Here is a 19,441-nt window from a genome sequence, read left to right as displayed (position 1 = left end):
AGAAAGCCGGCACGATGCGGGCTTTTACTGACCACTTACCATTCACCTTTTACAAATCCAAAGCCGAAGGCGCGCATGGCGCGACACGGCGGAACAAATTGAATTAATCCGGAGTCCCAACAATGAGTCAGGGCAAAGTTGTACAGATCATCGGCGCGGTCATCGACGTGGAGTTCGCACGCGATCAGGTGCCGCAGGTTTACGACGCGCTGAAAGTCGACGGCACCGACATCACGCTGGAAGTCCAGCAGGTGCTGGGTGACGGCATCGTCCGTACGATTGCCCTCGGTTCCACCGATGGCCTCAAGCGCGGCCTCGTGGCCCGCAACACCGGCGAAGGCATCAAGGTGCCGGTCGGCAAGGCCACGCTCGGCCGCATCATGGACGTGCTCGGCAATCCCATCGACGAAGCCGGCCCGATCGGCGAGCAGGATCGTTGGGTCATCCATCGCGAAGCGCCGAGCTACGACGACCAGGCCACCTCGAACGACCTGCTGGAAACCGGTATCAAGGTGATCGACCTGGTCTGCCCGTTCGCCAAGGGCGGCAAGGTCGGCCTGTTCGGCGGCGCCGGCGTCGGCAAGACCGTCAACATGATGGAACTCATCAACAACATCGCCAAGGCGCACTCGGGTCTGTCCGTGTTCGCCGGCGTGGGCGAGCGTACCCGCGAGGGCAACGACTTCTACCACGAGATGAAAGACTCCAACGTGCTCGACAAGGTGGCCATGGTCTACGGCCAGATGAACGAGCCGCCGGGCAACCGTCTGCGCGTGGCGCTGACCGGCCTGACCATGGCCGAGTACTTCCGCGACGAGAAGGACGCGTCGGGCAAGGGCAAGGACGTGCTGCTGTTCGTGGACAACATCTACCGCTACACGCTGGCCGGTACCGAAGTGTCCGCATTGCTCGGCCGCATGCCGTCCGCCGTGGGTTACCAGCCGACGCTGGCCGCGGAAATGGGCGTGCTGCAGGAGCGCATCACCTCGACCAAGACCGGTTCGATCACCTCCATCCAGGCCGTGTACGTGCCCGCGGATGACCTTACCGATCCGTCGCCGGCGACTACCTTTGCTCACCTTGATGCGACCGTGGTGCTGAGCCGTAACATCGCCTCGCTGGGTATCTACCCGGCCGTCGATCCGCTGGACTCGACCAGCCGCCAGCTCGATCCGGATATCGTCGGCGCCGAGCACTACGACGTGGCCCGCCGCGTGCAGGGCACGCTGCAGCGCTACAAGGAGCTCAAGGACATCATCGCGATCCTGGGCATGGACGAGCTCTCGGAAGACGACAAGCAGGCCGTGTCGCGCGCCCGCAAGATCGAGCGCTTCTTCTCGCAGCCGTTCCACGTGGCCGAAGTGTTCACCGGCTCGCCGGGCAAGTACGTGCCGCTGAAGGAAACCATCCGCGGCTTCAAGATGATCGTGGACGGCGACGTGGACCACCTGCCGGAGCAGGCGTTCTACATGGTCGGCGGCATCGACGAGGCCATCAAGAAGGCCGAGGAAATGGGCGCCAAGAAGGCCGCCTAAGCGGCCTCTGGGAAATAGAGAAGAGTGAAGGGTGAATAGGGAATAGCAACTGCACAGTGCGCTAGCGCGCCTGCTCTCCCCATTCACCATTCACCACTCCCCCTTTACTCGAGCGTAGCGAGAAAACCATGAGTCATACCCTCCGTGTCGACATCGTCAGCGCCGAAGCCGAGATCTTCTCCGGCGACGCGCAGCTCGTGGTCGCCACCGGCGAGATGGGCGAACTGGGCATTGCGCCCCGCCATGCGCCGCTGATCACCCGCCTGAAGCCCGGCCACGTGGACGTGGTGCTGGCCAATGGCGAGCGTCAGCAGTTCTGGGTGTCCGGCGGCATCCTGGAAGTGCAGCCGCAGGTCGTCACCGTGCTGGCCGATACCGCCGCACGCGCCTCCGACCTGGACGAAGCGGCCGCCCAGCGCGCCAAGCAGGAAGCGGAAGACGCCCTGGCCAATCGCACCGACGCGGTCGAGATCGCCGAGGCGCAGGCCAAGCTGGCCGAGGCCATCACCCAGCTGCAGGCGCTGGAGCGTCTGCGCAAGACGCTCAAGCACTGAGCGAACTGCCCGGGCAGCACCCCGCAGAACGCCGGCCCTGGGCCGGCGTTTTTGTTTATGCTGAGGCAAACAGCAAGGGGGCAACAGCATGGGTACGAGGCGTCAGCGCGGTGGATGGAAATGGTTGCCAGCGAGCCTCGGCATCGCGCTGGCTGGCTGTGCCAGCGTCCCGCCGACCGTTCCGGCCAAGCCGGCCGTCGAGGGCGACACCTCCTATCGCGCTGCGCAGAAGGACGATCTGCAGCACTACCAGCTTGCCCTGGGCCAGGTCTCGACCGGTGCCGTTCCCTCGCATCACCCGGCACCGGTCTACCCCGACGCATTGCTCGACCAGCGATTGCCGCCGGAGGAAGTGGAGGCACGCCTGGTGGTCAACGAAGAAGGCAAAGTGGCCGAGGTACGCATCGCCGACGAAGAGCGCGCGGATGCGCACACCAGGCTCTTCGATGATGCTGTGCGCGCCGCCGCCATGCAGTGGACGTTCGAGCCCTTGCGCATCAATCAGTGGGCGTCCGACGCCAACGGCAACACGCACGAAGTCAGCAGCGAGGCACGTCCTTTCAGCCTGGACTACGTGTTCCGCTTCGCCTGGAAAGACGGCAAGCCGGTCACCGACGCCGGCGTGTCGCCCCGTGCCACACCATAGCCATACGGTCTACATCATCAGGCCCCTGGGGCCGCGTGCACCGGCTGTTATGCTCCGCCGCTAGTCGAAAACAGGTCCGTCCCATGCTCAAGACCACGCCACTGCACGTCATCGTTCTCGCCGCCGGCGAGGGCAAGCGCATGAAGTCGAAGAAGGCCAAGGTGCTGATGCCGCTGGCCGGGCGACCGTTGCTTGCGCATGTGCTGGAAGCGGCGCGCGCCTTGCGGCCGCAGGCGATCCACCTGGTATACGGGCACTGCGGCGAGCAGGTGCGCGCGGCGTTCGACGGCCAGGACGATCTGCGCTGGGTGCTGCAATCGCAGCGTCTCGGCACCGGCCACGCGGTGCGCGAAGCCTTGCTGGACGTGCCGGACAACGTGACCGTGCTGGTGCTGTACGGCGACGTGCCGCTGACCCGTGCGCAGACGCTGGAGAAGCTGGTGCAGGCCGAAGGCACGGTAAGCCTGCTGGCCACGCGCGTGGCCAACCCCACCGGCTATGGCCGCGTGTTGCGCGACGGCAACTGCTTCGTGCGTGCCGTGGTGGAGGAGAAGGACGCCGACGACTCGCAGCGTGCGATCAACCTGATCAACACGGGAATCGTCGCCGCCGACGCGGTCGCGCTGAAGCGATGGACGTCCAAACTCGATCGCAACAACGCCCAGGGCGAGTACTACCTCACCGACATCTTCGCCATGGCCGCGGAAGAAAATCGCGCCGCCGCCTGCGTGGAATGCGATGACGAATACGAAGCGGCCGGCGCCAACAATCCATGGCAACTGGCCGAACTCGAGGCGCAGTACCGCTCGCGCGCGGCCAAGGCGTTGGCGCTCGATGGCGTGCGCATCGCCGATCCGTTGCGCATCGACGTGCGCGGCAAGGTCAGCGCCGGCATGGATGTCGAGATCGACATCGACGTGATCCTCGAAGGCCATGTCACCCTGGGCGACGACGTGCAGATCGGTGCGTTCACGCGTTTGAAGGATGTCTCGCTGGCGGCCGGCACCGTGGTGCAGGCCCATTGCGACCTGGAAGGCGTGGTCACGCACGGTCCGTGCACCATCGGTCCGTTCGCGCGCCTGCGGCCGGGCACGGAGCTGGCGGCGGGCGTGCACATCGGCAATTTCGTCGAGACCAAGAAAGCGAGCCTCGGCGAGGGCAGCAAGGCCAATCACCTGAGCTATCTCGGCGATACCGTGATCGGCAGCGGCGTGAACATCGGCGCCGGCACCATCACCTGCAATTACGACGGTGCCAACAAACACCTCACCGTCATTGGCGACCGCGCCTTCATCGGTTCCAACAGCGCCCTGGTCGCACCGGTGACGGTGGGCATGGATGCGACGATCGGCGCCGGTTCGGTGATTGGCAAGGACGCGCCCGACGGCGAACTCACCCTCGCACGTGCCAAGCAGGTGACCTTGCACGGGTGGAAGCGACCGCAGAAGAACAAATAGAAGCTGCGCTGGAACGCGGCGCATGGCAGTGACCGTCCGACAGGAGCGTCAAACGTATGCACAGAGCAAAAGCCCTGGCCGTTTTCCTCGGTACGCTGTTGTTGCATGGATGCGCCAGCGCCCCCGGCGATGCGGGCACGGTGTCGTTGTTCGATGCCGATGGTGCGCCGCGCTTCCATGCCTACCTTGCCTGCGTCAGCAAGACGGTGAATTGCGCCATCGTGGAAAACGCCTTCGACCGCTGGGCCGAAGCGCGCCATGTGACGCTGGATGCGGTGCCGCCGGAGAACGAAGCATTCGCGGCCAGGCCCTCGCCCGCCGCCGAACGGAACCTGCCCTATCGCGTGACGCTGCGCTACGCACCGGATCTTTCGGCACCGGATAACCCCCTGGGCGGGGGCAGCATGAAGCCGGCGAACAGTTACACCGCGACGATCCATGTGTTCGATGCGGTGACGGGCCGCCTGCTCAAGAGCGGGTCATACAAGGACCGTCAGATCATCGATGCATCGCAGGGATCGGCCAACCCTTACATCGATGCCGGCGTGCGCAGTTTTATCGGACAGGTGGACCGTGCCTACGCGAAGGTCGCTTCACGCTAGCGCGCCATTTCCGCCTGTGCAAAGGCCAGTGGGACGGGGCTGCGCCACACGACTTTCGTTCGATTCGCATCGGCCCGATCTGCCTGTATAAGCTGCGTTCTTGCACAGAAGACAGGGGGCGGGCGTATGCGCATTCGATGCCGTGGCGTTGTCTTGGTGGCCTTCGTGGCCGTGTTGAGCATGTTCGGTTCGCGGACGCGCGCTGGTGAAGGGGTGCGTGAGCTGCCTGCCGCGCCAGAGGGAGCGTCGGCGGTTGGTACGGACTACGCGCTGCGCACGGTCGCCTTCGGCGGCGCCAGCGTCACCCTGGTCGACGTGCACAGTGGCCTGGGCGATTGGACCAGGCCCCAGCTGGCCGACTTGTCGCCTCTGCCCGCCGCCACGCCACCCGGCAAGGATGGGGTGCAGTGGTTCTATGGCGGCGTGGCCGGCTGGATGGCCGTGCCGACGGGTTGGCGCCTGCAGCGGGCAGCCATCGGTGCCGACGCCAATGCGCGCTACACCTTTGTCGCGCCCGAGGGTGCGGCATCTGGGTGGGTAACCTACTCGGTAATACCGGCCTGCGAAGAATGCCTGCTGCAGGAGGCGGCCGGCCTGCTGCCGAACGCGGGCGAGCAACTGGCCTCGCGGCATGATGCCTCGCCGGTACTGCTAGGACAGACCAATCCGGTGATGAGCTGGCAGTCGCGTCCGGACGATTGCACCGCGTTGTTCCGCTATCGCGCCAACGGCTTGACCGTGCACGCCGCAGTGCTCAGCAGTGTGCCCGTTTCTGCGCTGGAAACAGGCAAGGGCGACCTTGCGCTGGCCGATGTCTACGCCGCGCTGCCAGCGTCGAAGTCCGCGCTGGCCGACTTCATGGTGAACGGCTTCCGGCAGGCGTTTCCCGCCTGCCAGTCGCCGCAAGGCTGGTCGGGCTGATCAGGCGTAACGCCAGCCGTCGATTTCCACCAGCAGTTCGCTGCGGCAGATGTCGCCGTGCAGCAGCAGTACCGGCACGCCGGGCAGGCGGCTTTGCAGGAAGTCGCGCACCAGCGGCGCATCGGTCGGATGCCGTACGTAGGCCTTGAGCGGCGACTGCGTGTCGAAACCGGCCGGCATGTTGGCGCTGGCCAGCAAGGTCTCGAGGTTCACCAGTGTTTCGTCCAACTGTGCGAGCAGATCGTCCTGGTGGGCGGAGGCATGGCCGACCACGGCAGCGGTACCGGAAATCGCCAGCGCGTCCTGGCCCGGCAGCGTCATCGCCCGGGCAAAGCTGGGCGGCGTACGGCCGTATTGCCGCGGATAGCGCCAGGCGCTGACCTGGCGGGGATTCTCCACCCGCCCGCCGGGTTCGTCGCAGGCCAGCAGGTAAACCTGCAGGCGTGGCGCGCTGGCGTGATGTCCGATGGCGGTGGCGGCAGGAAAGCCTTCCGCGAAGAAGTTGCCCATGCCTTCGGCGCGGCCTTCGCAGAACTGCTTGTAGCGCTCCGTATCGCCTTCGCCCTGGTTGATGTCCGCCAGGTAATTCCAGATGCGCTGTACGTGGCATTCGCGGCGCGAGGCCACGAACGCGCAGAGCTGGTCGTAAGCCGTCGCCGCCGTTGCGCGCGGGCCGCCGTGGGTGTGCTCGTCAACGGTGATCGCCGCGAACAGCCAGCCATCGCCGCTCGCCCATTGCAGTTCGCCCAGGCGCCCGTGCGTCACCGGCCCGTCGACCTGCCAGATCTCCAGCGGCGTGGGCGCGTCGAAATCTTCCAGGTCGACGTTGAGCCAGCGCGGATCGGCATCGCGCGCGGCACCCGTACCGAAGCCGAACACGGCCAGCGTGCCTGCTTCCTGCAACACCGTCTCCGGGTCGACCCACCGGTAGGACACCTGCGGCGCGCGGTGCAGCGCAGGCCTTACGTTTTCACAACCCTGAACCATGGGCATCCAACCGGAGAAACTGGGACGCTATGTTACACTGGCCGGCCTGCGGCTCTGGGGGAGAGACGCAAGAATTCAGGTACGGAAACGGCATGGCCGAGCAGAGCACCGCACAACATGAACTGGCCACGTTGATCGTGGACAGCCTCAACCTGGAAACCGTCACGGCGGACCAGATTGACCCTGATGCACCGCTTTTCGGCGGCGATCTGGGCCTGGACTCCATCGACGCCCTGGAAATTGCCTTGGCGGTGTCCAAGCGCTACGGCTTCCAGCTGCGCTCGGACAATCCCGAGAATCGCAAGATCTTCACCAGCCTGCGCACGCTCTCCGAGCACATTGAACGGCAGCGTGCCGTTTAACCAACATCGGGCATGATGCATTGCGCACGCGGCAGACTTGACGTCGTGCCGTCCCGTTGTCACGCAGGCTGAGCCACCCATGTCGTCCTTCCATCCAGCTTCACCGAAATCGACGTCGCGGCGCTGGCTGCCGCTGATGTTCGGCTACCCGGTGCTGGCCATGGCCGGTGTGCTGACCCATCGCCAGGGCTTCTCGCTGGCGGCGTGCGCGTTGCTGCTCACGGTATTGATGATTCCCGCGCTGGCGACGCGTCGCCTCACGCCGTGGCTGGTCTGGACCGGCACCCTGGCGGGGATGGCGTGGCTGTGGCTGCACGGCATGGTCGGCCTGTTGCTGGAATGCGTGCCGATTGCCGTCAACGCGCTGCTGTCGTGGTTGTTCGGCCGCACCCTGCGCGCAGGCCGCACGCCGCTGATCGCCCGTTTCATCGAGGCGCTGGAAGGACCCGAACGATTGGCCGTGCCGGGCATCGCGCCTTATGCACGCCACCTCACCTGGTTCTGGGCGCTGCTTACGGCGGCGCAGGCGCTGGTGCTGGCCGTGCTGCTGCTGTGCGCGGAGCCGGGCGGCCTGCTCAGCTCGCTCGGCCTGGCCTCGCCGTGGCCGGTGCATGCAGGACTGGCGCAGTCGTACGTGCATGTGGGCGGCTATGTGTTGATCGCCAGCGCCTTCCTGCTGGAAAACGCGTTCCGCCGTTGGCATCTGCGGCATGTACATCACCTTCGCCTGCATGAACTTGCGATGGGCCTGGCGGCACGCTGGCCGGCGCTGGTGCGCGGCGAGGATCCGGCATCGCGATGAATCACCCGGCTTTCCAGCGAGAATTTCGCGTGGGCGCGGATCACCCGAGCCTGCCCGGACACTTTCCCGGCTCGCCGCTGGTGCCCGGCGTGATCCTGCTCGAACAAGTCGCCCTGGCGCTGCACGACTGGCGCGGCGAACGACTGGCACGCGTGCTGGAGGCCAAGTTCGTGGCGCCGCTGTTGCCGGAGCAGCAGGCGCAGGTCGCGCTGACCGAAGCAAACGGCCGCGTGCGTTTCGAGATTCGTCGAGGGGACGATCTGCTCGCGCGCGGTTCCATCGAGGGAACGACATGACTGAGCACTGGCAGAGTCGGCCAGAGGGCGGCGGGCGTTTTGCGCTGTGGCTGATTCGCAGCATCGCGTTGTACGGCGGCCGTCCGTTGGGCCGCCTGATCCTGTATCCCGTCACGCTGTACTTCTATCTGCGCCGCGGACCCGAGCGCGAAGCCTCGCGTCGTTTTCTCGAACGCGTGCTCGACAAGCCGGTCACGCCCTGGCATGTGATGAAACATATCCACTGCTTTGCGGCGACGCTGCTCGATCGCGTGTTCCTGCTCGCGCGTGGCGAGAAGGATTTCGATGTCACCGTCGAAGGCCTCGAAGAACTTGAAGCCAGCTTCGCGCAGGGGCAAGGCGTGCTCCTGCTGGGCACGCATCAAGGCAGTTTCGAGGCCTTGCGCGCGCTCAGTTCGCGTCGCCCCGACACACGCCTGCGGGTGGTGCTGGACAAGCAGAAGACACCGGCGATGACCCAGCTGCTCGAATCGCTGGCGCCGGATGTCGGCAACAGCGTCATCGATGCCTCCAAGGGCGGCCCGTCGATCACGCTCGCCATGGCCGAAGCCTGCCAACAGGGCGCGATGGTGGCGTTGCTGGCCGACCGCGGGCGCGAACACGAAGTGCTGCGCCGTACCGCCTTCCTCGGCGAGCCTGCGCCGTTCCCGGTCGGCCCCTGGCTGCTCGCGCACAGCCTGCGCGTGCCGGTGGTGTTGTGCTTTGGTCTCTACGAAGGCGGCAACCGCTATCGCCTGATCTTCGAGCCGTTCGCGGAACGCATCGAGATTCCGCGCCAGGATCGCGCCCAGGCACTGGACGCGGTGATCGCCCGCTTCGCCCGTCGCGTGGAACACTATATCCACGTCGCTCCCTACAACTGGTTCAACTTCTATGACTTCTGGCAGCAAGACGTGGACACTGCTGTGCGGCCTGATGCTGTCGCTGTGCGCGAACGCGTCGGCGCCTGAAGACGCGGCGACCGCGCGCGCCCTGGTCGCCTCGCTGGGGCGCCCTGCTCCGGCGCGCACGCCTTTTGCCGAAGCGCGCTTCATGAAGATGCTGGACAAGCCGCTGGTCGTGTCCGGACAGCTTGCCTGGCTGGGCGGCGACAAGCTCGAGCGCACGGTGGAACATCCCACCCGCGAAGTGTCGACCATCGGCGACGGCGAAGTGACACAGCAGCGCGAAGGCCGTTCGCCGCGAAGCTTTTCGCTCAAGCGCGCGCCGCAGTTGCAGCTGCTGCTCGACAGCTTCGTGGCGTTGCTGGGCGGCGATGCATCGCGCCTCGAGCAGGCCTTCACCGTGCAGCACAGCGCCGATGGCGCCGATCACTGGACGCTGACCCTGACCCCGCGCGACGCGAAACTCGCGCAGACGGTGAGCCGCATCGACATCGACGGCAGCGGCAACGAACCGCACTGCATGCGCATGCAGGAAGCCGATGGCGACGTCGCCATCGACCTGCTCGGCGCGTATGCCGCCAAGATGCCGGCGACGCCCACGCGGGACGCGCTAGCCGCTCTTTGCCAGGGCGGTTGAAGGTGCGTCGTGGCCGCCTGACGCTGCTGGTGTTGTGGCTGGCGACGCTGGCCGTGCTCGGCGTCTTCGTGGCGCGGCACCTAACCGTCAGCACCGACCTGCGCAGCTTCATGCCGGCGCCCACTACGCCCGACCAGCGCCTGCTGATGGAGCAGGTGGGCGAGGGGCCGGGCTCGCGCCTGCTGTTGCTGGCGATCAGCGGCAAGTCCGACGAACAAGTCGCCGCCTTGAGCCAACAGCTCGCTGCCGCCCTGCGCAAGGATGAGCGTTACGCGCAGGTGCTCAACGGCAGCTTCGATATCGGCGCGCTCGACGATGCCCTGCTGCCGTATCGCTATCTGCTCTCGCCCACTCTGGATCATCAAGCGCTGGACGCCAAGTACCTGCGCGACGAACTGCAGCAGCGGCTGGACGATCTGTCGTCGCCTGCGGCCAGCATGCTGAAGGGCTTGCTGCCCCGCGATCCGACCCTGGAAGTGCTCAAGCTGGCGGAGCGCTGGTCGCCGCCAAAATCGCCGGAGATTGTGCAGGGCGTGTGGTTTTCGCCGCAGCACGAAGCCTTGTTGCTGGTGCTGACGCACGCGGCGGGTTTCGATCCGGACGCCCAGGCGCAGGCCATCGACGGCATTCAGCGCGACTTCGACGCGTTGCCGGCGCATGCAGGTGCGTCGGTTGTGGTCAGCGGTCCGGGCTATTTCAGCGTGGTGGCAAACACGCAGACGCGCGGGCAGGCGGAATGGATCGGCCGCATCTCGACCGTGGGTTTCATCGTGTTGTTGCTGCTGGCGTACCGAAGCATCGGCTCGCTGCTGTTCTCCGCCCTGCCCATCGCCAGCGCGGCGCTGGCCGGCATCGGCGCGCTGGTGCTGCTGTTTCCGCAGGTGCATGGGATCACGCTCGCGTTCGGGTTCACCTTGCTCGGCGTGGCGCAGGAGTATCCGATCCGCGTGCTGAGCCATCGTCGCGCGGGCGAAAGTGCCGTGCAGAGCGTGCGCGACCTGTGGCCGCTGCTGCTCACCGCGATTGCCTCGGCTTGCATTGCCTATGCGGCGTTCTTCGCTTCCGGCGTGAGCGGCCTGCAGCAACTGGCGGTGTTCACCGTGACGGGCTTGCTGGTGGCGGGCTTCAGCACACGCTATCTGCTGCCGTACTTGTTGCCGGATCGCGTGCGCGACGTCGCCAACATGGGCTGGCTGATCCGTGCCCGCCGATTCGTCGACCGTCTGCCACGACCACGCTGGATTCCCCTGCTGGTCGCCGTGGCGACGGTGCTCATGCTGGTGTTCGCGCAAGGTCCGTTCTGGCAGAACGACCTGTCGGCGTTGACGCCGCTGCCGCGCGATCTGTTGCTGCGCGATGCGCGACTGCGTGAAGCACTTGGCGCTCCTGACGTGCGTTACCTGCTGGTGCTGCAGGCGCCGGACGAACAAGGCGTGCTGACCCTGTCGGAGAAACTGGAGCCCGCCGTCGATGCATTGGTCGCACGCCACGCCGTCGATGCGGTGGAGCTGCCGTCGCGCTATCTGCCCAGTGAAGCCGTGCAGCGTGCGCGGCAGCAGGCCTTGCCGGACCGCGCTGCGCTGACCCGCGCATTGGCCGAGGCGGAGCAGGGCATGCCGTTCCAGTCCGGCCTGTTCTCGCCTTTCCTCGACGACGTGGAGAAGGCGCGCAGCCTGCCGTTGCTGACGCCACAGCAATTCGGGTCGTCGCCGCTGGGACAGCGGGTCTCGGCGATGCTGATGCAGCGAGACGGCCATTGGCTTGGCCTTGGCACACTCAGCGGCGTGCACGATGTGGACGCGCTGCAGGCACTGGCCCGCGACAGCGGTGGCGATGTGCGCCTGTTGGACCTCAAGGGCGCCGCCGAATCGCTGGTGGTGGACTACCGGGCGCGCATTCTCCATGCCTTGCTCGGCGCCACCGCGCTGCTGGTCATCGCCATCGTGGTGGCGCTGCGCAGCGTGCGGCGCGCATGGCACGTGCTGGCGCCGATGACCCTGGCCACGTTCCTGGTGCTCGCCGTCGAGCGTGTATCGGGCGTGGAAATATCGCTCTTTCATCTGGTCGCGCTGATCCTGGCCGCGGGCCTGGGCCTGCATTACGCGCTTTTCTTCGAGCGCGATACGGGCGATGCGGCCGAACAACGGCGCACGCTGCACGCCACGCTGGTGTGTGTGCTGTCCGCCCTGCTGGTGTTCGGCATGCTGGCCTGGAGCACCATTCCGGTCTTGCGCGCGATCGGCCTCACGGTCGGCCTTGGCGTGGCGTTCCATTTCTGTCTTTCGATCCTGATGGCACCGCATGCTCGCCAAGACTGACTGGGCTCATCTGATTCCTCACCAGGGTGCGATGTCGCTGCTGGATGCGGTGCTGTCGTGGGACGACACGCGCATTCACGCCATCAGCGAAAGCCACACCCTGGCTGAGCATCCATTGCGCGGCGCATCGGGATTGCATGCGGTGCATCTTGCCGAATACGGTGCGCAGGCCATGGCAGTGCACGGCGCCTTGCTGGCGCGGTCGCGTGGCGTCGAACACGCGCGCCCCGGCCGCCTGGTGAGCCTGCGCGACATCGCGCTGGCCGTCGAATATGTGGACCCATCGCAAGGACGTTTGGACGTCCATGCGGAAAGCCTTTACGCCGATGATGCCGGCGCGCAGTATGCGTTTCGTGTCGAACAGGGCGGCCGCGTGCTGGCAAGCGGCCGTGCTGCCGTGATCCATCCCCTTTCCTGACACCGAGGTTGCCATGTCACAGGCCCACACTCCTCGCCGCGCGCTGGTGACCGGCGGCAGCGGTGATCTCGGCGGCGCCATCGCACAGGCACTGGCCCTGGGCGGCTATCACGTGATCGTGCATGCGAACGCCGGCCTGGCGCGTGCCGACGATGTTGCCGCAGGCATTCGCGACGCCGGCGGTACGGCGCAGTCGGTGACGTTCGACGTGACCGATGCAGCCGCGACACGACATGCACTGGAGTCCCTGCTGGCCGACGGCCCGATCCACGCCGTGATCAACAACGCCGGCGTGCACGAGGACAGCCCGATGGCAGGCATGTCCGAGGAAGCGTGGCGGCGTGTGATCGACGTATCGCTGCACGGCTTCTTCCACGTCACGCAGCCCTTGCTGTTGCCGATGGCGCGCGCGCGCTTCGGGCGCATCGTGTCGGTCAGTTCGGTGGCGGCGCAGCTGGGCAATCGCGGCCAGGCGAACTACGCGGCGGCCAAATCCGCGCTGCATGGCGCCACGCGCTCGCTGGCGCGCGAGATGGCCTCGCGTGGCATTACCGCGAACGTGGTGGCGCCTGGCGTGATCGAAGGGCGCATGATCGGCGAGGAATTCCCGCCCGAACGCATCCGCGAGATCGTGCCCGCGCAACGCGCGGGCAAGCCCGAAGAAGTGGCGGCGCTGGTGGCGTTTCTTTGTTCCGACGCGGCCGGCTACATCAACGGCCAGGTGATCGGCGTCAATGGCGGCATGGTTTGATGCCGGATGACGCTCAGGTCACTGCAGCGTCGAACACGATCGGACGCGAAGCACGCGAGCGGCGGTAACTTGCCAGCACGTCGCCGTGGCGAACCACCTGTCCGATGGTGTACACGGTGATGCGTGTCACGTCGCGCACCGGGCTGAAATGGCTGATGCGGAATTCGCCCTGGTAACGCGAGGCGATCGGCACCGATACCACGCCCAGGCCCTTCTCGCGTGACGCCGCAATCAGGATGGCCGCCTCGAACACGAAGTTCTCCGCCGGCAGGTCGACCAGGTCGAGCGCGGCGCGCGGATACCAGCGCTGCCCGCTCTGCGTGTCGGCCACCGGCTGCGCGCAAGCCCACGAGATGCCCCAGTCGGCCACCGCGTTGGCACGGCGGCGTCCCTTGGGTTGCTGTTCGCGTTCGAGCAGGCGCGCGCCGATCACGATGTGCTTGGGATAGCGCTGCGCCGCTGCGGCGATGCGCGGAATGTCGCTGGCCAGATGCTGGCCGTCGCCATCCATGGTGAGCACGGCATCGAAGCCCTGGCGCAATGCCTCGCGAAACCCCGTGCGCAAGCCTTCGCCCTTGCCCATGCGTTGCGGGTGGCGCAGCAGCGTCACCGGCATCTGGGCCACGATCTCGGGCGTGCGGTCGTCCGAACCGTCGTCGACCACGATGACCGGCACGCCCAGCGACAGGACGGACTGCACCACTTCGCCGATCGCCGCCTCTTCATTGAGGCAGGGAATCAGCACGCACCAGCGGACATCGGACGTATTCAAACAGCGGTCTCCAACGCAACCCTCAAGGCCAGGGTTTCGGCAGCGGCGAGGGTGCATGCCCCTTCGCCCTTAGCGAGATTCTGCATCAGCGGCCATGCCGATGCGGCGATCGGATTGCTTTCGTACCATGCGCCGACCGCAGGCGCCGGACGTAGATCATGGCGGGCGTGCGGCGTCAGCTCGATGTCGAGGCTGACCAGCGTTCGCGGCGTCCGCATTGGCGAAAGCACCAGCGCAAAGCCGAACGAGCTGCGCGTGCCGCTCATTTCCCCGACCGGGCCGGTGCCCGCGATATCGCTGCACACCAGCAGCACCGGCCGCTGCTCGGTCATGCTCAGCGTGGCCGCTTCCAGCAGGCCGGCGCCCACCGTGGCGGCACCGGCCGAAATGGCGCTCGAGGTCGCGTGGCAGCCGATGGCGATGGTCCAGTAGCCGGCGGGCGCGTTGTGCACGGAATTGTGGAAGCGCGTGGGCGAAAGTTCGGCGGGTGCGCTCGCCAGCGTGGCGCACATGTAGTCGGAAATCAGCTGATCGCCAAAGGAGGAGCCGAACACGCAGGGCAAGTCGCTCGCCGCGTGGCCGCTCATGGCCACCGCCTGGCCCGCGATCTCCACCGCCAGCAGCACGCTTTCCGGCGCGCGGCGCCGTTCGTTCGCCGGCAGGCTGGCGGCCGGCGGACGCGCGGTCGCAGCGACCGGAGGTGCGCCATCGAGTTGCGCCTGCAGCGCGCCGAAATCGGCCAGTGCGGGCGACCACAGGCCGATGCCTTCGACGTGGATCTGCAACCTGCTCATGCCGGTGCCCTCCCGAAGGCAAGACAGGCGTTGTTGCCACCGAAGCCGAACGAATTGCTCAAGGCCACGTTGACCACGCGCTGCTCGCTCTGCAGCGCCAGCTGCGGGCCGCAGGCTTCATCGGGATGGGTGCAGCCCAGGTTGCCGGGAACGAGGTTGTGGCGAATCGCCAGCAAGGCAATCGCCGCTTCGAGGATGCCGGCGGCACCCAGGGTGTGGCCGGTGAAACCCTTGGTGGAACTGGCCCGCGTGGTGACAGGGAAGGCGCGGGCGATCAAGGCGGCCTCCACTTCATCGTTCTTCTGGCTCGCGGTGCCGTGCAGGTTGATGTAGTCCACCTGGTCGGCGTGCAGTCCGGCCCGTGCCAGCGCGTCGCGCAGCGCCAGCTCGGCGCCGAGCCCTTCGGGATGGGGCGTGGACATATGGTGGGCATCGCTGGATTCGCCATAGCCGAGCAGGCGGGGCGCGCCCGGCGCGCTATCCACGCGCTCGAGCAAGGCAAAACCCGCCGCTTCGCCGATGGAAATACCGCAACGGGCCTGGTCGAACGGCCGGCATGGCTGGGGCGATACCAGCTCCAGCGCGTTGAAGCCGAACAGCACGCTGTCGCACAGCGTGTCCACGCCACCGACCACGGCCGCATCCGCCAGGCCGAGGCGAATCAGACGCTCGGCGCTGGCAAACACCTTGGCGCTGGAGGAGCAGGCGGTGGAAACGGTCAGGCAAGGGCCTTCCAGCCCGAGCGCCTCGGCCACGAAACCGGCCAGCGAGTGCGGCGCGTGGATCGGCGGGCGACGCAGCTCGGCCGGCATGCGGCCGTCGCTGTCGAGGTGGCGGTAGCCTCCCTCGGTCGCGCCAATGCTCGCGGTGGACGTGCCCAACACCAGCGCCACACGCGCCGCGCCGTAGCGCTGGCGTGCATCCAGTGCGCGCTCGAGGAAACCGTCCTGCTGCAGTCCCAGCCAGGCAAGGCGGTTGTTGCGGCTTTCCCAGGCTGCATGGGCGGCGGGCAGCGCGGCATCTTCGACGCCTTCGACACGGCCGATCCAGCACGCCAACGGTGCGCTGCTGAAGTCATTTTCACGTAGGCCGCCGTGGCTGGAAGACAAGGCGGCGAGATGGCTTTCGAGACCTTGGCCCAGCGCTGAAGTAACCGTATAGGCGCTGACGGCAAGGGGTTGGATCGGTCCTGACATCGCGCGAGCCTAACGAGCGACTGAAACATTTCCTAGTCTGGACAGGCCGTACGCTTTACGGCGTTCATGTTTGTCAGCAACGCTTTGACTCCCGCTTGCGCCTGGCGTGACGGCTGCGCGCGACGCGAAGCGGGCCCCGTGGGAAACTGCGCCTTCGCTTCCACCCTGCCCCGACCCGCCGTGCCGCCTATCACCGCCCCCCTCAAGCGTGGCCCCTGGCGCTATCTGAGCGACCGGGATGTATTGCACGCCGCCGCGGTGATGGTGGCCGCGGTCAGCTTGAGCCTGGGCCTGGTGTGGGTGGGCTATCTCGTTCATGTATGGCGGGTGGCGGCACGCAGTCCGGTGGTGCCGGCCCGGCCCATGACCGTACTGGTATTCGGTCGCCGACTGGTACAGGACGCCCCCGAGAAGGACTACCAGGCACGCCTGCTGCGCGCGCTGGCGCTGATGCGCTCGCACGACACCGAGCGTGTCCTGCTGCTGGGCGGTCGCAGCGGAGGCGCCATCAGCGAGGCGGCGGCCGGCCGCCGCTGGCTGGAACAGCACGAGCTGCCGCCGGGCGTGGTGATGCAGCTGGAACAGGCCTCGGTCGACTCGCTGGAGAACCTGCGCCATGCCCGCAGCCTGCTGCAGGAAGACGGGCCGGTGATGCGCGTGCTGCCGCCGGTGGCGCTGGTGACCAGCCGTTATCACCTGGCGCGCTGCCAATTGCTGGCACGGCGGCTGGGTTTTCCCAGCGTGCCGGTCGCGGCCGAAGCCAGGCTCGTGCTCAGCCGCCGCTATGTGGTGCGATTGCTGGCCGAGTCGGGTTATCTGATGTGGATCGATATCGGCGTGCGCTGGGCGCGCCTGATCGGGCACCAGCGGATCAGTGCACGCCTTAGCTGAAGACCCGGTGCGCCGCCGCAGCGGCGCATGCGCAGCGCTTGCTAAGCTTGGGATCTTCGAACGACGACGGACCGCCCGATGAGCCAGCAAGCCGACCAAGCCGAATTGTTCCTGCGCGAGCTGCAGGATCGCATTTGCGCGGCGATCGAACAGCTCGATGGCAAGGCGCGTTTCGAAGAAGACGCATGGACGCGCCCTGCCGGCGGCGGTGGCCGCACGCGCGTGCTGCGCGATGGCGCCCTGTTCGAGCAGGCCGGCGTGAATTTCTCCCGCGTGTACGGCAACCAGCTGCCGCCCAGCGCCACGGCGCATCGTCCGGATCTGGCGGGCGGCGGTTTCGTGGCCACGGGCGTGTCGCTGGTGCTGCATCCGCGCAATCCGCACGTGCCGACCACGCACGCCAATGTGCGCTATTTCGAAGCGAGCAAAGAGGGCGTGGATCCGGTGTGGTGGTTCGGCGGCGGCTTCGATCTCACGCCGTTCTATCCGCGCGATGAAGACGTGCGGCATTGGCATACGGTGGCGCGCGATCTGTGCGCGCCGTATGGCGACGACGTATATGCGCGCTACAAGCAATGGTGCGACGAGTATTTCTATCTCAAGCACCGCGGCGAAACGCGCGGCGTCGGCGGGCTGTTCTACGACGATCTCAACGAAGGCGGCTTCGAGCGCTGTTTCGCCTTCACCCGTGACGTGGGCCAGGGTTTCCTCGACGCGTACCTGCCCATCGTCGAGCGCCGCAAGAACGACGCCTACGGCGAGCGCGAGCGCGAATTCCAGCTGTATCGGCGCGGCCGCTACGTGGAGTTCAACCTCGTCTACGACCGCGGCACGCTGTTCGGCCTGCAATCGGGCGGGCGCACCGAATCGATCCTGATGAGCCTGCCGCCGCGCGTGCGTTTCGAATACAACTTCCAGCCCGAGGCGGAGTCGCCGGAAGCGCGGCTTGCGGATTACCTCAAGCCGCGCGACTGGGTGTAACGCGCGCCGATTGCCGGTTTATTCCGTCGGCATCTCGCCGCTGAACTTCACCGGCGTGGCGCCCTTCACCGGGCCGATCTGCGCGCTATCGCTCACCTGAAGCACCACGTCGCGGCGAAATTCCAGCGTGCCCTGCACCACCGCATGCGGACCAATCACCACGTGCGGCAGACGGTTGCTGCTGCTCCAGCTCCAGCCGCCCGGCTTCTCGACCAGGATGCCGCCTTCGATGCGCGAATTGGCGCCCACGGTGACATCGCCGTTGGTGGTCTGCAGGCCGCCGCCCACGTGCGCGGCGTCGAGCTTGATGCTGCCGTTGACGTTGCCCACCTTGCCGGCGACGTCGGCGCCCTTCTCCAGATGGATGCCGCCGTTGGTGGTGCTCACCGTGCCGGTCACGCGCGAGCCCGAGCCGAGGTTGACGCCGCCGTTCACGGTATCGACCGTGGTGGCCTGCGCACGATCGCCGAGATCGACCGAACCGTTGACCGTACTGGCCTTCTGCACCACCGCGTTGTCGCCCACGCGCACCGCGCCGTTGACCGTGCTGATGTTGCCGGCGTGCTGGCCTGCTTCCACCTGGGCGGTGCCGTTGACCTTGTCGATATCGTTGTCGCTGGCCTGGGCCACGACGGGCAGGGCCAGGGCCAGGGCGAGTGCTAGCAGATGACGACGCATGATGAACTCCGTAAATGTGATGACCACCCTAGGATGCACCGCCTGGACCCAGGGTTTAGCATGACCTTCGACAGGGGCGCCGTGATTTGACGAGACCGGGGCGGGGCCTCACCATCGTGCGTTTCCCGCCACGAATTCCCGCCATGTACAAGCTCGTACTCATTCGTCACGGCCAATCCCAGTGGAACCTGGACAACCGCTTCAGCGGCTGGGCCGATGTGGACCTCACCGAACAAGGCATGGCCGAGGCCGCCGAGGCCGGTCGCCTGCTGAAGGCCGGCGGATTCCGTTTCGATGTCGCGCACACCTCCGTGCTCAAGCGCGCCGTGCGGACGCTGTGGGGCGTGCTGGATGCGATGGAGCAGATGTACCTGCCGGTGGTCACCGACTGGCGTCTCAACGAGCGTCACTACGGCGGTCTCACCGGCCTCAACAAAGCCGAAACCGCGGCCAAGTACGGCGAGGACCAGGTCAAGGTGTGGCGTCGCAGCTACGACATTCCGCCGCCGCCGCTGGACCGCGCGAATAACGAGTCGGTGAACGATCCGCGCTACGCCAACCTCGATCCCTCGATGATTCCCGACACCGAGTGCCTCAAGGACACCGTCGACCGCGTGGTGCCGTACTGGCACGACGTGCTGGCACCGGCGATCGCCTCCGGCCAGAACGTGGTAGTGGCCGCGCACGGCAATTCGCTGCGCGCGCTGGTGAAGTACCTGGACAACATCTCCGAAGAGGAGATCGTCGAACTCAACATCCCCAACGGCGTGCCGCTGGTGTACGAATTCGACCAGGACCTCAAGCCGATACGCCACTACTACCTGGGCGACGCCGACGCCATCGCTGCGAAGATGGCGGCCGTGGCCAATCAGGGCAAGGCGAAGTAGATCCTGGCGCCATCGCGGGTGACAGGCGTCATCCGCGATGACTGCGTCTCGTCAGTCGTGCGGGCGGCCGCG

General features: G+C 66.7%; 22 protein-coding genes. 17 read left to right on the top strand and 5 right to left on the bottom strand.

The genetic code is table 11. From position 1 onward, the window contains the following. The first annotated feature begins 122 nt into the window (after positions 1-122). The 6 genes from atpD to ACN9MB_RS21530 all read left to right on the top strand — a co-directional run bounded on the left by atpD (position 123) and on the right by ACN9MB_RS21530 (position 5,715). Positions 123-1,535: a F0F1 ATP synthase subunit beta gene (gene atpD, locus ACN9MB_RS21555; protein WP_204634669.1), complete on the top strand. Its 1,413-nt coding sequence runs from the start codon at positions 123-125 to the stop codon at positions 1,533-1,535. 128 nt (positions 1,536-1,663) lie between these two features. Continuing rightward, positions 1,664-2,089 carry a F0F1 ATP synthase subunit epsilon gene (locus tag ACN9MB_RS21550; protein ID WP_204634668.1) on the top strand — a complete coding sequence of 142 codons (426 nt, stop codon included), beginning with the start codon at positions 1,664-1,666 and terminating at the stop codon, positions 2,087-2,089. Between the two features lie 88 nt (positions 2,090-2,177). Then, positions 2,178-2,735, top strand: a complete 558-nt coding sequence (locus ACN9MB_RS21545; protein WP_239535296.1) for an energy transducer TonB — start codon at positions 2,178-2,180, stop codon at positions 2,733-2,735. Between the two features lie 83 nt (positions 2,736-2,818). Then, positions 2,819-4,192, top strand: a complete 1,374-nt coding sequence (gene glmU, locus ACN9MB_RS21540; protein WP_204634667.1) for a bifunctional UDP-N-acetylglucosamine diphosphorylase/glucosamine-1-phosphate N-acetyltransferase GlmU — start codon at positions 2,819-2,821, stop codon at positions 4,190-4,192. 56 nt (positions 4,193-4,248) lie between these two features. Next, positions 4,249-4,794: a hypothetical protein gene (locus ACN9MB_RS21535; RefSeq protein WP_426270256.1), complete on the top strand. Its 546-nt coding sequence runs from the start codon at positions 4,249-4,251 to the stop codon at positions 4,792-4,794. Positions 4,795-4,920: 126 nt separating this feature from the next. Next, entirely contained in the window at positions 4,921-5,715 is a 795-nt protein-coding gene (locus ACN9MB_RS21530) for a hypothetical protein (RefSeq protein WP_426270255.1), read from the top strand. Here ACN9MB_RS21530 and ACN9MB_RS21525 read toward each other — a convergent pair whose 3' ends face one another. After that, complete coding sequence (locus ACN9MB_RS21525) at positions 5,716-6,702, bottom strand: pteridine-dependent deoxygenase (RefSeq protein WP_426270254.1); 987 nt, start codon at positions 6,700-6,702, stop codon at positions 5,716-5,718. It abuts the gene before it with no gap. Positions 6,703-6,794: 92 nt separating this feature from the next. On the opposite strand from ACN9MB_RS21525, the gene ACN9MB_RS21520 reads away from it, so the two are divergent. The 8 genes from ACN9MB_RS21520 (at position 6,795) to fabG (ending at position 13,170) form a co-directional block, all read left to right on the top strand. Then, positions 6,795-7,064 carry a phosphopantetheine-binding protein gene (locus tag ACN9MB_RS21520; RefSeq protein WP_046971235.1) on the top strand — a complete coding sequence of 90 codons (270 nt, stop codon included), beginning with the start codon at positions 6,795-6,797 and terminating at the stop codon, positions 7,062-7,064. 79 nt (positions 7,065-7,143) lie between these two features. Continuing rightward, a complete protein-coding gene (locus ACN9MB_RS21515; protein ID WP_426270253.1) occupies positions 7,144-7,866 on the top strand; it encodes a xanthomonadin biosynthesis protein in 723 nt (240 codons plus the stop codon). After that, entirely contained in the window at positions 7,863-8,162 is a 300-nt protein-coding gene (locus ACN9MB_RS21510) for a hydroxymyristoyl-ACP dehydratase (RefSeq protein WP_426270252.1), read from the top strand. Before ACN9MB_RS21515 ends, ACN9MB_RS21510 begins: the two co-directional genes overlap by 4 nt. Next, complete coding sequence (locus ACN9MB_RS21505; RefSeq protein WP_204634662.1) at positions 8,159-9,112, top strand: acyltransferase; 954 nt, start codon at positions 8,159-8,161, stop codon at positions 9,110-9,112. Before ACN9MB_RS21510 ends, ACN9MB_RS21505 begins: the two co-directional genes overlap by 4 nt. Next, complete coding sequence (locus tag ACN9MB_RS21500) at positions 9,036-9,683, top strand: LolA-related protein (protein WP_426270251.1); 648 nt, start codon at positions 9,036-9,038, stop codon at positions 9,681-9,683. The genes ACN9MB_RS21505 and ACN9MB_RS21500 overlap by 77 nt, the downstream gene beginning before the upstream one ends. A gap of 2 nt (positions 9,684-9,685) precedes the next feature. Then, complete coding sequence (locus ACN9MB_RS21495) at positions 9,686-12,001, top strand: MMPL family transporter (RefSeq protein ID WP_426270250.1); 2,316 nt, start codon at positions 9,686-9,688, stop codon at positions 11,999-12,001. After that, entirely contained in the window at positions 11,985-12,419 is a 435-nt protein-coding gene (locus ACN9MB_RS21490) for a phosphotransferase (RefSeq protein ID WP_426270249.1), read from the top strand. Before ACN9MB_RS21495 ends, ACN9MB_RS21490 begins: the two co-directional genes overlap by 17 nt. Before the next feature lie 13 nt (positions 12,420-12,432). Further along, on the top strand, positions 12,433-13,170 hold the full coding sequence (fabG, locus tag ACN9MB_RS21485) for a 3-oxoacyl-ACP reductase FabG (protein WP_204634659.1): 738 nt from the start codon (positions 12,433-12,435) through the stop codon (positions 13,168-13,170). Between the two features lie 13 nt (positions 13,171-13,183). On the opposite strand, the gene ACN9MB_RS21480 is transcribed toward fabG, so the two are convergent. The 3 genes from ACN9MB_RS21480 to ACN9MB_RS21470 are packed head-to-tail and all read right to left on the bottom strand — an operon-like array spanning position 13,184 to position 15,932. Beyond that, positions 13,184-13,942: a glycosyltransferase family 2 protein gene (locus tag ACN9MB_RS21480; protein WP_204634658.1), complete on the bottom strand. Its 759-nt coding sequence runs from the start codon at positions 13,940-13,942 to the stop codon at positions 13,184-13,186. After that, positions 13,939-14,736 carry a beta-ketoacyl synthase chain length factor gene (locus ACN9MB_RS21475; RefSeq protein WP_426270248.1) on the bottom strand — a complete coding sequence of 266 codons (798 nt, stop codon included), beginning with the start codon at positions 14,734-14,736 and terminating at the stop codon, positions 13,939-13,941. The genes ACN9MB_RS21480 and ACN9MB_RS21475 overlap by 4 nt, the downstream gene beginning before the upstream one ends. Then, a complete protein-coding gene (locus ACN9MB_RS21470; protein WP_426270247.1) occupies positions 14,733-15,932 on the bottom strand; it encodes a beta-ketoacyl-[acyl-carrier-protein] synthase family protein in 1,200 nt (399 codons plus the stop codon). The genes ACN9MB_RS21475 and ACN9MB_RS21470 overlap by 4 nt, the downstream gene beginning before the upstream one ends. 180 nt (positions 15,933-16,112) lie before the next feature. Here ACN9MB_RS21470 and ACN9MB_RS21465 point away from each other — a divergent pair, with 180 nt between their 5' ends. Both ACN9MB_RS21465 and hemF read left to right on the top strand, forming a co-directional pair. Continuing rightward, positions 16,113-16,823, top strand: a complete 711-nt coding sequence (locus ACN9MB_RS21465; protein ID WP_426270246.1) for an ElyC/SanA/YdcF family protein — start codon at positions 16,113-16,115, stop codon at positions 16,821-16,823. A 78-nt stretch (positions 16,824-16,901) separates the two neighbouring features. Then, on the top strand, positions 16,902-17,804 hold the full coding sequence (hemF, locus tag ACN9MB_RS21460) for an oxygen-dependent coproporphyrinogen oxidase (protein WP_204634654.1): 903 nt from the start codon (positions 16,902-16,904) through the stop codon (positions 17,802-17,804). A gap of 18 nt (positions 17,805-17,822) precedes the next feature. Here the strand turns inward: hemF and ACN9MB_RS21455 are convergent, their stop codons facing one another. Next, complete coding sequence (locus ACN9MB_RS21455) at positions 17,823-18,482, bottom strand: hypothetical protein (RefSeq protein WP_204634653.1); 660 nt, start codon at positions 18,480-18,482, stop codon at positions 17,823-17,825. A 143-nt stretch (positions 18,483-18,625) separates the two neighbouring features. Between ACN9MB_RS21455 and gpmA the strand changes: the two genes are divergently transcribed. Beyond that, positions 18,626-19,369: a 2,3-diphosphoglycerate-dependent phosphoglycerate mutase gene (gene gpmA, locus ACN9MB_RS21450; RefSeq protein WP_204634652.1), complete on the top strand. Its 744-nt coding sequence runs from the start codon at positions 18,626-18,628 to the stop codon at positions 19,367-19,369. Positions 19,370-19,441: the final 72 nt, after the last annotated feature.

The organism is Dyella kyungheensis (assembly GCF_049913195.1).
Taxonomy (GTDB): domain Bacteria; phylum Pseudomonadota; class Gammaproteobacteria; order Xanthomonadales; family Rhodanobacteraceae; genus Dyella; species Dyella kyungheensis.
This window is presented reverse-complemented; position numbering and strand designations above follow the sequence as displayed.

Coding starts and splice junctions, on each gene's coding strand:
- ACN9MB_RS21530 (WP_426270255.1), top strand. CDS start 4,921: ATGCGCATTCGATGCCGTGGCGTTGTCTTGGTGGCCTTCGTGGCCGTG.
- gpmA (WP_204634652.1), top strand. CDS start 18,626: ATGTACAAGCTCGTACTCATTCGTCACGGCCAATCCCAGTGGAACCTG.
- ACN9MB_RS21505 (WP_204634662.1), top strand. CDS start 8,159: ATGACTGAGCACTGGCAGAGTCGGCCAGAGGGCGGCGGGCGTTTTGCG.
- ACN9MB_RS21535 (WP_426270256.1), top strand. CDS start 4,249: ATGCACAGAGCAAAAGCCCTGGCCGTTTTCCTCGGTACGCTGTTGTTG.
- ACN9MB_RS21455 (WP_204634653.1), bottom strand. CDS start 18,482: ATGCGTCGTCATCTGCTAGCACTCGCCCTGGCCCTGGCCCTGCCCGTC.
- ACN9MB_RS21550 (WP_204634668.1), top strand. CDS start 1,664: ATGAGTCATACCCTCCGTGTCGACATCGTCAGCGCCGAAGCCGAGATC.
- ACN9MB_RS21500 (WP_426270251.1), top strand. CDS start 9,036: ATGACTTCTGGCAGCAAGACGTGGACACTGCTGTGCGGCCTGATGCTG.
- ACN9MB_RS21525 (WP_426270254.1), bottom strand. CDS start 6,702: ATGGTTCAGGGTTGTGAAAACGTAAGGCCTGCGCTGCACCGCGCGCCG.
- ACN9MB_RS21515 (WP_426270253.1), top strand. CDS start 7,144: ATGTCGTCCTTCCATCCAGCTTCACCGAAATCGACGTCGCGGCGCTGG.
- ACN9MB_RS21490 (WP_426270249.1), top strand. CDS start 11,985: ATGCTCGCCAAGACTGACTGGGCTCATCTGATTCCTCACCAGGGTGCG.
- hemF (WP_204634654.1), top strand. CDS start 16,902: ATGAGCCAGCAAGCCGACCAAGCCGAATTGTTCCTGCGCGAGCTGCAG.
- ACN9MB_RS21510 (WP_426270252.1), top strand. CDS start 7,863: ATGAATCACCCGGCTTTCCAGCGAGAATTTCGCGTGGGCGCGGATCAC.
- ACN9MB_RS21520 (WP_046971235.1), top strand. CDS start 6,795: ATGGCCGAGCAGAGCACCGCACAACATGAACTGGCCACGTTGATCGTG.
- ACN9MB_RS21470 (WP_426270247.1), bottom strand. CDS start 15,932: ATGTCAGGACCGATCCAACCCCTTGCCGTCAGCGCCTATACGGTTACT.
- atpD (WP_204634669.1), top strand. CDS start 123: ATGAGTCAGGGCAAAGTTGTACAGATCATCGGCGCGGTCATCGACGTG.
- fabG (WP_204634659.1), top strand. CDS start 12,433: ATGTCACAGGCCCACACTCCTCGCCGCGCGCTGGTGACCGGCGGCAGC.
- glmU (WP_204634667.1), top strand. CDS start 2,819: ATGCTCAAGACCACGCCACTGCACGTCATCGTTCTCGCCGCCGGCGAG.
- ACN9MB_RS21475 (WP_426270248.1), bottom strand. CDS start 14,736: ATGAGCAGGTTGCAGATCCACGTCGAAGGCATCGGCCTGTGGTCGCCC.
- ACN9MB_RS21545 (WP_239535296.1), top strand. CDS start 2,178: ATGGGTACGAGGCGTCAGCGCGGTGGATGGAAATGGTTGCCAGCGAGC.